Source organism: Halomonas sp. 18071143, from assembly GCF_019211725.1.
Taxonomy (GTDB): domain Bacteria; phylum Pseudomonadota; class Gammaproteobacteria; order Pseudomonadales; family Halomonadaceae; genus Vreelandella; species Vreelandella stevensii.
In genome coordinates, this window is the sequence record NZ_CP078120.1 from 2,436,676 (window position 1) to 2,450,427 (window position 13,752).

At 63.9% G+C, this 13,752-nt stretch carries 6 protein-coding genes and 1 CRISPR repeat array (1 of these 7 only partly in view); of the genes, 2 read left to right on the plus strand and 4 right to left on the minus strand.

Annotated elements, in window-relative coordinates; all coding sequences use genetic code 11:
- A CRISPR array of direct repeats spans nt 1-4,917; the repeat unit is 33 nt; unit sequence GTCGCGCCCCGCCCGGGGCGTGCGGATAGAAAC; it begins 340 nt to the left of the window's first position.
- Nucleotides 4,918-5,223: 306 nt separating this feature from the next.
- Complete coding sequence (locus KVY02_RS11365) at nt 5,224-6,477, plus strand: dicarboxylate/amino acid:cation symporter (RefSeq protein WP_039180974.1); 1,254 nt, start codon at nt 5,224-5,226, stop codon at nt 6,475-6,477.
- 208 nt (nt 6,478-6,685) lie between these two features.
- Complete coding sequence (locus KVY02_RS11370; RefSeq protein ID WP_218313561.1) at nt 6,686-9,781, plus strand: D-2-hydroxyglutarate dehydrogenase YdiJ; 3,096 nt, start codon at nt 6,686-6,688, stop codon at nt 9,779-9,781.
- A 76-nt stretch (nt 9,782-9,857) separates the two neighbouring features.
- Here the strand turns inward: KVY02_RS11370 and KVY02_RS11375 are convergent, their stop codons facing one another.
- The 4 genes from KVY02_RS11375 to trpC all read right to left on the minus strand — a co-directional run bounded on the left by KVY02_RS11375 (nt 9,858) and on the right by trpC (nt 13,745).
- Complete coding sequence (locus tag KVY02_RS11375; RefSeq protein ID WP_218313562.1) at nt 9,858-10,424, minus strand: phosphoribosyl-AMP cyclohydrolase; 567 nt, start codon at nt 10,422-10,424, stop codon at nt 9,858-9,860.
- 157 nt (nt 10,425-10,581) lie between these two features.
- Nucleotides 10,582-11,292, minus strand: coding sequence for a response regulator transcription factor (locus KVY02_RS11380; RefSeq protein WP_218313563.1), 711 nt, complete (start codon nt 11,290-11,292; stop codon nt 10,582-10,584).
- A gap of 5 nt (nt 11,293-11,297) precedes the next feature.
- Nucleotides 11,298-12,890 (minus strand): sensor histidine kinase, encoded by a 1,593-nt coding sequence (locus tag KVY02_RS11385; RefSeq protein ID WP_218313564.1) that lies wholly within the window; start codon nt 12,888-12,890, stop codon nt 11,298-11,300.
- A 51-nt stretch (nt 12,891-12,941) separates the two neighbouring features.
- A complete protein-coding gene (gene trpC / locus KVY02_RS11390) occupies nt 12,942-13,745 on the minus strand; it encodes an indole-3-glycerol phosphate synthase TrpC (protein ID WP_100731396.1) in 804 nt (267 codons plus the stop codon).
- Nucleotides 13,746-13,752 lie beyond the last annotated feature (7 nt).

A 13,752-nucleotide genomic window follows, 5' to 3' on the forward strand; every position in this document is an offset into this window, starting at 1 on the left:
CGCCCCGCCCGGGGCGTGCGGATAGAAACACGAAGGTGTGGAGCTGCTCGGGGTTTCGGCGCAGGTCGCGCCCCGCCCGGGGCGTGCGGATAGAAACTCACCGGCCCTAGTTCAGCGCCTGGTCGACAAGAGTCGCGCCCCGCCCGGGGCGTGCGGATAGAAACACCCCGATGATGCGCGGTGGCGTTTCGCAGAGAGGTCGCGCCCCGCCCGGGGCGTGCGGATAGAAACGATACCGTGGATGCCCAAACGCTGGAAGCGCTTGAGGTCGCGCCCCGCCCGGGGCGTGCGGATAGAAACACCATGGTGTGCGTGTCACCGAGATCAATGAAGGGTCGCGCCCCGCCCGGGGCGTGCGGATAGAAACACCATTCTGGCCAGTGCCTGTTCATCCATTCCCGGTCGCGCCCCGCCCGGGGCGTGCGGATAGAAACTGCGCCGGTGGGCGGTATATCCAGCATGCCGTCGTGTCGCGCCCCGCCCGGGGCGTGCGGATAGAAACAATGCGTGATGTTTGGTACGAGGGTGTCTGGCTGACGTCGCGCCCCGCCCGGGGCGTGCGGATAGAAACGATGATTGGGTCGGCTTGGCCATACACGGCGAACAGGTCGCGCCCCGCCCGGGGCGTGCGGATAGAAACGAATACGACCACGCCAACAGCGTGCTACGCATCAACCGTCGCGCCCCGCCCGGGGCGTGCGGATAGAAACATCATCTACACCTCGATCACCGCTCACAATCTGAAGTCGCGCCCCGCCCGGGGCGTGCGGATAGAAACGAACACGTCGCCACCGGGGCTGTTGATGTTGACGACGTCGCGCCCCGCCCGGGGCGTGCGGATAGAAACTCGGTCTGGCCTGCGATGGTGTCGGAGCCCTGAAGGTCGCGCCCCGCCCGGGGCGTGCGGATAGAAACATCTGATTCAGGAGGGCCGCATTGCTGACGCCATGTCGCGCCCCGCCCGGGGCGTGCGGATAGAAACCACGCCGCATGGAAGGGAAGTACGCCCACATCAAGTCGCGCCCCGCCCGGGGCGTGCGGATAGAAACCGTAACTGCGGCGACCACGGGGTGTATGCCAACCGGTCGCGCCCCGCCCGGGGCGTGCGGATAGAAACCAGTATCAGTACACACAACGCGTGAGTGCTGAGCGTCGCGCCCCGCCCGGGGCGTGCGGATAGAAACAAAGGCGGCCCGAACTGAGCCAACATCTCTGACTCGTCGCGCCCCGCCCGGGGCGTGCGGATAGAAACCGCCCCGAGAAGATCCGCCTGGAGGGCATCACCAAGTCGCGCCCCGCCCGGGGCGTGCGGATAGAAACCAGATGCGCCACGATGGCGTTGATCTGGGTCTGGGGTCGCGCCCCGCCCGGGGCGTGCGGATAGAAACACCAACAACGCCGCCGCAGTGGGCGAGAACCCCAGTCGCGCCCCGCCCGGGGCGTGCGGATAGAAACAAGTGTGGGTACCGCTGCAAATCAGAACTGACGCGTCGCGCCCCGCCCGGGGCGTGCGGATAGAAACATGATCCGCTCCAGGCTGCGCACCTTGCGCCCCAGGTCGCGCCCCGCCCGGGGCGTGCGGATAGAAACTTTTGGGAGCGGCGGCGGTCGAGGGTGACGTTGCTGTCGCGCCCCGCCCGGGGCGTGCGGATAGAAACCGCCCCATCACTGCCCCGCGATGCCCGATACCGGGTCGCGCCCCGCCCGGGGCGTGCGGATAGAAACCTCAGGGAGGCGGAGCTGCCCGACTTCCTGCGCAGTCGCGCCCCGCCCGGGGCGTGCGGATAGAAACTGCACCGATATCGAGCGTGGGTATGGCGATGTTTCGTCGCGCCCCGCCCGGGGCGTGCGGATAGAAACTCTCACGACTCGGCATTGGTGCCAAGAAGTGGGAGGTCGCGCCCCGCCCGGGGCGTGCGGATAGAAACAGGCTATGAGAGCTACATGCGCAGTGCCGACCAGTCGTCGCGCCCCGCCCGGGGCGTGCGGATAGAAACCAGCGCCTGGACACCACGCAGCTCGCCCGCCTGAAGTCGCGCCCCGCCCGGGGCGTGCGGATAGAAACTCGCCAAGAGCATGAGCAAAGCGCTATTCGCCGCAAGTCGCGCCCCGCCCGGGGCGTGCGGATAGAAACGTTTGGCAATCGCACTGCATGGTGTCCTCCAGAAACGTCGCGCCCCGCCCGGGGCGTGCGGATAGAAACAAGCCCAACTCGGCCCCCATCATCATGGCCACCAGGTCGCGCCCCGCCCGGGGCGTGCGGATAGAAACCCATGCACGCGCCTGATGACCAAAGACCAGAAGTCGTCGCGCCCCGCCCGGGGCGTGCGGATAGAAACATCGCCGCATTGGTATGTCCAGCCTGCGAGGCAGTCGCGCCCCGCCCGGGGCGTGCGGATAGAAACTCCGCCAGGCGCTCGGCCTCCTTTTGGCGCTGGCGGTCGCGCCCCGCCCGGGGCGTGCGGATAGAAACGAGGGCGCTATGCCGTGCGCATGCACGCACCTGAAGTCGCGCCCCGCCCGGGGCGTGCGGATAGAAACAGTTGTTTCAGAGCGTGGCTCCCTCGCGCTCGATGGGTCGCGCCCCGCCCGGGGCGTGCGGATAGAAACCTGCTGGAGCTGTCCTTTCAGCGCCTGCACAGAGCGTCGCGCCCCGCCCGGGGCGTGCGGATAGAAACCTTAGCATTGCCTGCGCCTTGTCGGCGCCGCGATGGTCGCGCCCCGCCCGGGGCGTGCGGATAGAAACCACGATGTTGATGCCGAAGCCTTCGAACACGCGGGTCGCGCCCCGCCCGGGGCGTGCGGATAGAAACTTTCGGCTGCGGGACGTTAGCGACCAGCGGGTTAGTCGCGCCCCGCCCGGGGCGTGCGGATAGAAACCCGGCGATACATCTTGCGCAGCTCCATCAGCCGCGTCGCGCCCCGCCCGGGGCGTGCGGATAGAAACAATCAACGGGGTGGAGGTTGCGCGGGTGGGCAAGTCGCGCCCCGCCCGGGGCGTGCGGATAGAAACACGGCACTGATCGACGGTAAACTCACCCTCGCCTGTGTCGCGCCCCGCCCGGGGCGTGCGGATAGAAACGCCCGCTTCGGCACCCACGTTGACGACATTACCGGTCGCGCCCCGCCCGGGGCGTGCGGATAGAAACTTCGATATGCTGGCCGGAGGCATTGACGGCGTACTAGTCGCGCCCCGCCCGGGGCGTGCGGATAGAAACAACTACCGCAGCGCCGACCGCATCATGGCCGTCAGGTCGCGCCCCGCCCGGGGCGTGCGGATAGAAACTTGACCCAGGCAATGGACGCATCGCGGCCGCGGGTCGCGCCCCGCCCGGGGCGTGCGGATAGAAACAGCAGCCACTTCCAGCTGATCAAATCGTCAGTGGGCGTCGCGCCCCGCCCGGGGCGTGCGGATAGAAACCGCCCCAGCCGCGACGCCACGCGCGCCTACCGGTTGGTCGCGCCCCGCCCGGGGCGTGCGGATAGAAACACCACCCGTTCTGTGGAACGACAGCACGGCCATGCGTCGCGCCCCGCCCGGGGCGTGCGGATAGAAACTGGTGCTCGCCACTTGCAGGCACATCGGCCCAGCAGTCGCGCCCCGCCCGGGGCGTGCGGATAGAAACTTCTCCATCAGGAAGCGGCGACTCATGCGCGACTGTCGCGCCCCGCCCGGGGCGTGCGGATAGAAACGCGGATCAACATGGCAGAGCTCCCGCGGGCCACCACGTCGCGCCCCGCCCGGGGCGTGCGGATAGAAACAAAGGGTAATGCCATGAGATCAAACCTCTCGTTTGGTCGCGCCCCGCCCGGGGCGTGCGGATAGAAACATGTGTTTCTCCAGTGGTGTCGTGTTACATCTCAAAGTCGCGCCCCGCCCGGGGCGTGCGGATAGAAACGCCGGTCTGGACGCTAAGGGGGGCTGACATGAAACGTCGCGCCCCGCCCGGGGCGTGCGGATAGAAACAATGCGGCGGGCATACCTGCCGTACACGTTGACGGTCGCGCCCCGCCCGGGGCGTGCGGATAGAAACCGCCTGACTGACCCGGCCCTCAAAGGCATCAATCCGTCGCGCCCCGCCCGGGGCGTGCGGATAGAAACGGTGTCATCGACAAGGCAGTCACCGACAAGGACGTCGCGCCCCGCCCGGGGCGTGCGGATAGAAACCATGATGACGCCCTGCATACCCGCCACCGTGCGGTCGCGCCCCGCCCGGGGCGTGCGGATAGAAACACGGCGGGGAGTTCATCGCGCCCGAGCGCGGCGGCAGTCGCGCCCCGCCCGGGGAGTGCGGATAGAAACGCTCGATCTCCTGGGCAATGTGTTCAGCTACGCCCGTCGCGCCCCGCCCGGGGCGTGCGGATAGAAACTCGCGCTGGGCGTGGGCAGGAGCTGGATTTGGTAATGTCGCGCCCCGCCCGGGGCGTGCGGATAGAAACAGCTCAGACCCCTACCACGACCATTACGGGAGTAGTCGCGCCCCGCCCGGGGCGTGCGGATAGAAACGATGGCTACATCGCAGAGCTACACCGTGATGAAGTCGCGCCCCGCCCGGGGCGTGCGGATAGAAACTTGCTGGAATTGCTCGCGGCTGTAGCCTGCCGCCGGTCGCGCCCCGCCCGGGGCGTGCGGATAGAAACACGCGGGTCTCCATCCTGAAAACAGATGCACCCCAGGTCGCGCCCCGCCCGGGGCGTGCGGATAGAAACCAGAAGTTGTCGTTGCCCCAGACCACATCATCGATGGTCGCGCCCCGCCCGGGGCGTGCGGACAGAAACCAAGCGCATTGAGGCCGAGCAGGCGCTGCGCGATAGCGTCGCGCCCCGCCCGGGGCGTGCGGATAGAAACTGCTGGATAGTCTGCGACCACAGCAAGGGTGACCGGTCGCGCCCCGCCCGGGGCGTGCGGATAGAAAATACTACCAAGGCACGCGCTGCCGAGAACGACTCAAGTCGTACCCCGTCCAGAATGAATATCTACATAGGGAGAATAGATACTCGTGTTACTGGCATATCACCTGATCAATGGTGAAAATCTACTTTTTAAGTTTCAGATAAGGCCTTGATTAGCTCAGTGCCTTATGAAGCTAAAATCTATACCCATGCTCTTAAAAAAGAATCAAACACAGCCTTGCAACCTCCTCTTATTAGCCAAAAGTGGTAGAGTGCGCGACGATTCGCTTTACGAATCGCTAATAATGGTGACCTAACAGGAGAATCGCAGTGCAGGAAACAGCACAGCAGGGAAAGTTTGCGTGGTGGCGCGGTATCGCGCTGTGGAAGAAAATTCTGGCGGGCCTGGCGCTGGGTATCTTGGCCGGGGCGTTGCTGGGCGAGACGGCCAGCATCTTCAAGCCGCTGGGTGATATTTTCATTAACGCGATCATGATGCTGATCGTGCCGCTGGTCTTTTCGACGCTGGTGGTGGGTATCACCTCCATGCGCGACCCGCAGAAAATGGGCCGTATCGGCGCGCGAACCATCGCGCTGTATCTGGTGACCACGGCCTTTGCCATCAGTATCGGCCTGATTCTGTCGACGCTGCTGCAGCCGGGCACCGGTGTAGGGTTGAGCTTCGACGCAGAGGTGTCGCCCAACGAGGCGCCATCGCTGATGTCCATTCTGATCAATCTGGTGCCGCGCAACCCCATCGATGCGCTGGCCAACGGCAACATCATGCAAATCATCGTGTTTGCCATTGGCCTGGGCATTTCGCTGACCCTGATCGGTGAGAAAGGCGAGCCGGTCATGAAGGTCTTCGACAGCTTCGCCGAGGCCATGTACAAGCTGACCGGGCTGGTCATGGCGTTTGCCCCGTTTGGCGTGTTCGGCTTGATCGCCCACGTCTCCGGGCAATACGGGCTGGAGATCCTGCTGCCGCTGGCCAAGCTGATTGGCGTGGTCTATCTGGCCAGCATCCTGCACGTGCTGGTGGTCTACTCCGGATTCATTTCGCTGATTGGCCGCCTGAACCCGGTGCGCTATCTGAAAGGCAGCCTCGATGCCATCGTCGTGGCGTTTTCCTCGGCGTCGTCGGCGGGCACGCTGCCGGTGTCCATTCGCTGTGCCCAGAAAAATCTGGGGGTATCGGAAGGCGTCTCGGGCTTCGTGCTGCCGGTAGGGGCCACCATCAACATGGATGGCACGGCGCTTTACCAGGGGGTGGTGGTACTGTTCATTGCCCAGATGACCGGCACGGACCTCACCATGGTGGATTACGCCATGATCGTCGCCACCGGCACCCTGGCCTCGATTGGCACCGCGGGGGTGCCTGGCGCAGGCTTGATCATGCTGTCGATCGTGATGGCGCAGATTGGCCTGCCGCTGGAAGCCATCGCCGTCGTTGCCGGTATCGACCGCATCCTGGACATGGCCCGCACCAGTGTGAACGTGGCGGGCGACCTGATGGTCACCACCCTGGTCGGTAAAAGCGAAGGCGAGCTCAACGAAGAGACCTACAACAACAGCCGCACCTGATAGCGACATGAACGTTAGGGCATGCGCGTCAAGACATGCCCTTCAAGCGCCCACCGCCCATGGCGGCGGGCGCTTTTTGATGGCCGCTCGCCGGCGCTCTCTCACGGTCTCGCCAGCGCCAACGGCCAGGCAAGATGCACGCCTGGAATAGCTGGGGTAAAGTACGCTATTCCCCTATTCGCCCCCAGCAGTGACGGCTCGATTCACCATGATTGCATCTCTGGATACCCGCACGGCCCCCGCTGAACGTTTGAAGGGCCACTACGTCCGCTTCCTCGACGCCCTGCGCGCCCGCGGTTTCGAGGGCGAAATCGCCCCGGATTACGCCAACCGCACCGTGCTGGCCACCGATAACTCGATTTATCAGCGCCTGCCCCAGGCAGCGGTCTTCCCCAAGCACGCCGAAGACCTGGAGCGCCTGGCCAAGCTGGCTGCCGAGCTGCCCCACCGGGAAGTGGTGCTGACCCCCCGAGGTGGCGGCACCGGTACCAATGGCCAATCGCTGACCGACGGCATTGTGGTGGACGTTTCCCGCCACATGAACCAGATCCTCGAGATTGACGTGGAAGCACGGCAAGTGCGGGTGCAGGCCGGAGTGGTCAAGGACCAGTTGAATGCCGCTCTGAAACCCCACGGGCTGTTTTTCGCCCCCGAACTGTCGACCTCCAATCGGGCCACCATCGGTGGCATGGTTTCCACCGATGCCAGCGGTCAGGGCAGCTGCGAATATGGCAAGACCCGCCATCACGTACTGGCGCTGGATACCATCCTGCTCGGTGGGCAGCACCTGCACAGCCGCCCGCTGAGCGAGGAAGAGGAGCAGCAAGCACTGGCCGAGGAAGGCGTACTGGGGAAAGTACACCGTACCGCTGCCACCATCATCGACCAGCAGAAGGCGTTGATCGACGCCAAGTTCCCCCCGCTCAACCGCTGCCTGACCGGCTATGACCTGGCCCATCTGCGTGAGGACGGCCAGCTCAACCTGAACAGCCTGCTGTGTGGCTCCGAAGGCTCGCTGGGCTTCCTGAACGAGGCGGTGCTGAACGTACTGCCGATTCCGAAGCACGCAACGCTGGTGAACGTTCGCTATGCCAGCTTCATGGATGCGCTGCGCGATGCCAAGGCGCTGATGGCCAGTAGCGCCCGCCCTACCTCCATCGAGACCGTGGACGACACGGTGCTGCAGCTGGCCATGGAAGATTTCGTCTGGGACAGCGTGGCCGAGTTCTTCCCGGCGGGCAGCACGCCCATACAGGGCATCAACCTGATCGAGTTCAACGACGACGACGCCGATACGCTGGCCGAGCGAGTGGCGGCATTCACCCGGCACCTTGGCCAGGACACCCGCGTCGAGCGGCTGGGCTACACCTTGGCGGAAGGCCGCCCACAAATTCAGAAAGTCTACGCCATGCGCAAGCGCTCGGTGGGCCTGCTGGGCAATGTGCAGGGAGAAAAGCGCCCGCTACCCTTCGTGGAAGATACCGCCGTGCCGCCGGAACACCTGGCCGAGTTCATCGCCGAGTTCCGCGCGGCGCTGGATGCTCGCCAGCTCTCCTACGGCATGTTCGGCCATGTGGATGCGGGGGTGCTGCACGTGCGCCCGGCACTGGACATGAAAGACCCCGAGCAGCAAGCGCTGATTCGGGAGATTTCCGATGAAGTGGTCGCCCTGACCCAGAAATATGGCGGGCTGCTGTGGGGTGAACATGGCAAGGGCGTGCGTTCGGAGTATGGCCCCACCTTCTTTGGTGAGCTGTACCCTTGCCTGCAACAGATCAAGGCGGCCTTCGATCCGCATAACCAGCTCAACCCCGGCAAGATCGCCTCGCCCGCTGAAAATGCCCCGCTGATCGCCAGACAGAACGACCCGGAACTGCTGCGCGTGGATGGCGTAACGATGCGCGGCCAGCTGGACCGCACCATCGACGAGCGCGCCTGGCAGGCTTACGACGCAGCTGTTTACTGCAACGGCAACGGTGCCTGCTACAACTACGATGTGGACGACCCCATGTGCCCGTCGTGGAAGGCCACCCGCGACCGCCGACACTCTCCCAAAGGCCGTGCCAGCCTGATCCGTGAATGGCTGCGCTTGCAGTCTCAGGCAGGCATCGACGTGGTCGAAGAGTCGCGCAAGAAGAAAGCCGAACGCAGCTGGGGCTTTATCAAGAGCTTTCCCAGGCGAGTGATGAACACCCTCAGCCGTCAGCAGCACCACGACTACTCCCACGAAGTGTACGATGCCATGGCAGGCTGCCTGGCGTGCAAGTCCTGCGCGGGCCAGTGCCCGATCAAGGTGAACGTGCCTCAGTTCCGCGCGCAGTTCCTGGAGGTCTACCACGGCCGCTATTTGCGACCGCTGCGCGATTATGTGATCGGGGGCACCGAGTTCATGCTGCCCGCGCTGACCAGGATCGCCCCTCTGTACAACGCCGCCCTGGGGCAGCGCTGGGTCAACCAACTGATGCACAAAGGGCTCGGTATCAGCGACTCCCCCACGCTCTCCCGGGCCAGCGTGAAAAAGCAGCTGCGCGCCTGGGGGGTGGCGGAAGCCACGCCTACATCACTGGCCCTGCTCACCGAGCAGCAGCGCGCGCAGAGCGTGATCATCGTGCAGGACGCGTTCACGACTCACTTCGAAGCCAGGCTGGTGATGGATGTTGTAGAGCTGCTGTCGCGGCTGAACCTGCGCGTGTTCGTGATGCCGTTTTCCGCCAACGGCAAGCCGCTCCACGTACAAGGCTTTTTAGGTGCCTTCGAGCGCACCGCGGCCAAGCAGGCCAGGCGCCTGCGGGCGCTGAGCGAGTTCGACGTGCCCATGGTAGGCATCGACCCAGCCATGACGCTGACCTATCGCCAGGAGTACGTCAAAGCGCTGGGCAGCGAACAGGTGCCCACGGTGCTGATGCTGCAGGAGTGGCTCGCTACCCGACTCAACACGCTCAATCCCAGCCCGGTGAAGCTGAATGACCCGGGCTACAAGCTGCTTTCCCACTGCACCGAAAAAACCAACGCGCCGGGCAGCCCCAAAGCGTGGCAGCAGGTGTTTGCTGCCTTTGGTTTGCAGCTGGAGCTGGCCACCACGGGCTGCTGCGGCATGTCGGGTACTTACGGCCATGAAAGCCGTAACGTCGCCACCTCCAAAACCATCTACGCCCAGTCATGGCAGCCTCAGGTAGAGGCCGAAGAGAACGCGGGCAAGCTGCTAGCCACCGGGTACTCGTGCCGTAGCCAGGTGAAGCGTTACTCAGCGCAAACGCTGGCTCATCCGCTTCAGGCGCTGCTCCACTGCCTGCGTAGCCAATAACCACTTCGAACCGCAACGCGAAGGGCCTGCTGTCTCCAGCAGGCCCTTTGGTTTTCCGGCTTTCGCCGCTAATCCGTTAGCTCTCTTCCTGCTGATAAGGCAGCGAAGAGTGGTGCAGCACGATGCGCAGGTTGCCTTCGTCATCCAACTGATAGCCCCAGGTCTTGTCGACCGTGGTGACGTTACCGTCGCTGTCGGTCATGGCCACATGGCCCATGGTGAGAGCCGTATCACCACTGATGAAAATGGCCGCATTGTCGATCTCAACCGCTTGCCAGCCTTTCAGCGCAAAGCCGCTGTCTTCTGCGAACTCATCGCTATGGCCCACGAAATAGGCCAATGCGCCATCAGCCGTGGTACGGAAGGTTTTTGGCTCGCTGGCCAGCGTGGGCTTGAACAGCACCGGGCCCATCTCATAGCCGTAGGCTTCATCGATGATCGTGCTGGCCAGTTCGCGGGCCGCATCGATGCCGTCGTTTTCATAGGTGGTGGCAATCGCCACCAGCGCCTCACCCCACGCCTGCTGAGCCTGCTTCACCTGCTCGGGGGTAATGTCTCCCCCCAGGTGGGTTACTTCGGTGGCCTGGGCCAAAGAAGCGGCGCCAAGCCCTAATGCGGTACCGAGTAGAATTTTTTTCAACATGGTGTCGTCTCCGTGGTGTGTTCGACGGTTACAGCTGTTGCGACGTGACATGCAACAGGGATGACGTTCACTATACGGGGCCAACACTTACATTCAGGTCACCAGAGTATTAACAGAGCGCGAGTTTTAGATTAATACAAGGTGAATAACCACGTAGTCACGGGGAGGGCGCGGGGTCCAGACGGTAGCCAAAACCGCGCTGGGTCGTGATCAACGACTCCCCGGCACCATGTACGTCCAGTTTGCTTCGCAGCCGCCGAATATAGACATTGACGATATTGGTCAGCGGGTCTTCGTGGGCACCCCAGACACTGGCCAGAATGCGCTCTCGGCTGTACAGCTTGCCGGGCGTACTCATCAGCAGTTCGAGGATCGCCAACTCCTTGGGGGTTAGCTCAATCCGCTGGCCGCCCCGGGTCACGCTACGCTGCTCACGGTTCAGGCACAGGTCGCCCACCCGCAGCTCGTTCACTTCCTGGCTGGCCGGATGGCCCAAGGAACGGCGCTGCAGGGCGGCAATGCGCGCCAGCAGCTCCTCGAAGGCAAACGGCTTGACCAGATAGTCGTCGGCCCCGGACTCCAGCCCCGAGACACGATCCTCGATACTGTCCAGCGCGGTCAGCATCAGAATGGGGAACGCCACCCCCGCCGTGCGCAAACTGCGACAGATATCGGTGCCGGTGATGTCCGGCAACAGCCGATCCAGAATCACCACCGGCTGCCGATCGGGCTCCCGGGCACACTGCACGAGGTGCAGCAGCGCCACCTGCCCTTCACTGAACGCTTCTACCTGATAACCTTCGGCCGTCAGGCCTCTGCTCAAGAAATCGCGAATCCTGGGGTCATCTTCGATGACGACTATGTGCATCCTGATTACCTCATGACGCTCAGCGCGGGGCCCGCCTGAGCGTGCACCGGCAGCTGCAGCAGCGCCTCACAGCCGCCTTCAGGGGCGGCCCCCAGGCTGAGCGTACCTCCATGTAAACGCGTCAGCAGCATGGCAATGGCCAGCCCGACGCCCTGCCCATCGGGGCGATGCGAGCGCGCATTCACGCCGCGATAGCCACGCTCGAACAGCCGCGGCAGCTCGTCTTCCGCCACCCCGATACCATTATCACGCACCCGCAATGCCCATACTTGCTTGCCTTGCAGCACCTCAATGGTGGCGCTCAACTCCACAACGCCCCCTGCATGGGAATAGTGCACGGCGTTATCCAGCAAAATGCCGAATATCTGCTGTAACCGCTGAGGGTCTCCCAGCACCGTAGCCTGCGCAGTGATATCCCCACACAGGGTGATACCACGCAACCTGCCCAGCGTAGAAGCCTGCTCCATGGCATCGGCCAGCGGCCCGGCTGGGTCCAGCAAATGGCGTTTCACCTGCCACTCGACGATATCGCTGCGTGCCATGGTCAGCAGATCGCTGATCACGTCTGAAAGGCGCTTGGCGTCGCTGGCGATTCGCTCCAGAGCGTGGCGATACTCGGCTTCGCTGCGCGTGCCGCCACGCAGGGTGATCTCGGCTTCCCCACGAATCGACGTGGTGGGTGTGCGCAGCTCGTGGCTGATATCCTCCAGCAGCTGCTGGCGCTGCTGGCCTAATTGGCGCAGGCTATCCAGCGCCGTGGCCAACTCCCGGGTACGCACGGCTACCAGGTCTTCCAGGTGCTGCTGGCGGTCCTGCTCCGTCTGGCGATGTTGTCGCAGCTCGTCGGCCATGAGGTTCATCCGCGTGGCAACATGGCCGAACTCATCGCTCATGCGCTCATCCAGCCGATGGGCAAGATCGCCACGCTGGAACGCCTGGGCACCGTTCACCAGCTCCCGAACCGGCCTCTGCAGGGCACGGGCAAAATAGCCGAACACGGCCATGATGGTCAGCATCAAGGTGAGCGTGGCGCCAACCGCCAGGGTGATCAGCTGCTGCAAGGAGTGGTCGGCGTCGCTGCGCTGTTGCGCCAGCAGCGTGCGCTCCCTGGCCAGCGCATCGTAAAGCACCATGCGCAGGCTCTGGCTGTCGACCAGCTCGAACTGCTCCGCAGCAGGAATCATGGAAGTCGCCAGCACTGCCCGTTCAAGGGCGTGAAACAGTTTATCGAAAGTCGCCAGCGCCGCCTGGCGCTCTTCGACCAGCGCAGCCGTCAGCTCACTGGAGGGCTGCATCCTGGCCGCCAGGCGGTCGCTGTTGACATGCAAACGTTCGAGATGGGTGTGCATCTCGTGAAGAATGAAATCGCGCTCTTGCACGTCGGCAGGCTGATCGCCCTGTTGAGCGTTGGCCAGCCAGGTGCGCAGCTGGTTCTTGCTATCGGAAAACGCCAGAAAACCCGCGTGAAGGTCACTGGAAAGCCTGCCCAGCTCTACCTTCTGGCGGGCACCGTCGATGGCCCACACGGCCACGCCGCCCTGAGCGAGGGTCAGCATGATCAACACCAGCAGTGCCACCAGCAGGCGACGCTGAAACATCGGCAGCTCTCCTGAAAACCGCTTTCCGCAGCGCTTTTTCGACCCCCAGGATCAGAAAAACAGACGCTTCAATGCAAGGCCCGGGTCCTCTTCACGCATGAAGGCTTCCCCTACCAGAAAACCGTTGACGTCGTGATCACGCATGCGCTCCACATCGTCACGGGTATGAATCCCCGATTCGGTGATCACGGTGACGCTGTCCGGAATGCGCGTCAGCAGGTCCAGTGTGGTATCCAGGCGGGTATCGAAGGTATGCAGGTTGCGGTTATTGATGCCGACCAGCTTGAGATTCAGCGCCAGAGCACGCTCGAGTTCATCGGCATCGTGCACCTCGACCAGCACGTCCATGCCCATGGCGTTGGCCTGCTGATGCAGGTCCCGAAGCTTCGCATCATCCAGCGCCGCCACGATCAGCAGGATACAGTCTGCGCCAATGGCTCGCGCTTCCGTCACCTGATAACCGTGGGTAATGAAGTCCTTGCGAATGACCGGCAGTTCGCAGGCATCCCGCGCGGCGATCAGATAATCTTCGTGGCCCTGAAAAAAGTCGGCATCCGTGAGCACCGACAGACAAGCGGCGCCGCCCTGGGCATAGCTGCGGGCTATGTCGGCAGGGTGGAACTTCTCGCGCATGACCCCCTTGGAGGGGGACGCCTTCTTCACTTCGGCAATCACCGCAGGATCACCCACCTGGATGCGCTGGTTCAACGCCTCGATGAAGCCGCGCGGCGCGCTCTGCTGACCCGCCAGTGCCAACAGGTCCTGTTCGGAAACCGCCTGCTCGCGCTCGGCGACCTCCTGGTCCTTGCGAGCCAGAATGCGCGTGAGAATGGTGGGAGTAGCCTGCTCTGTCATGGCGTTG

Bases quoted from the DNA above. Each gene is read 5' to 3' on its own strand.
- trpC (WP_100731396.1), bottom strand. From the start codon at position 13,745: ATGACAGAGCAGGCTACTCCCACCATTCTCACGCGCATTCTGGCTCGC.
- KVY02_RS11385 (WP_218313564.1), bottom strand. From the start codon at position 12,890: ATGTTTCAGCGTCGCCTGCTGGTGGCACTGCTGGTGTTGATCATGCTG.
- KVY02_RS11375 (WP_218313562.1), bottom strand. From the start codon at position 10,424: ATGTTGAAAAAAATTCTACTCGGTACCGCATTAGGGCTTGGCGCCGCT.
- KVY02_RS11380 (WP_218313563.1), bottom strand. From the start codon at position 11,292: ATGCACATAGTCGTCATCGAAGATGACCCCAGGATTCGCGATTTCTTG.
- KVY02_RS11370 (WP_218313561.1), top strand. From the start codon at position 6,686: ATGATTGCATCTCTGGATACCCGCACGGCCCCCGCTGAACGTTTGAAG.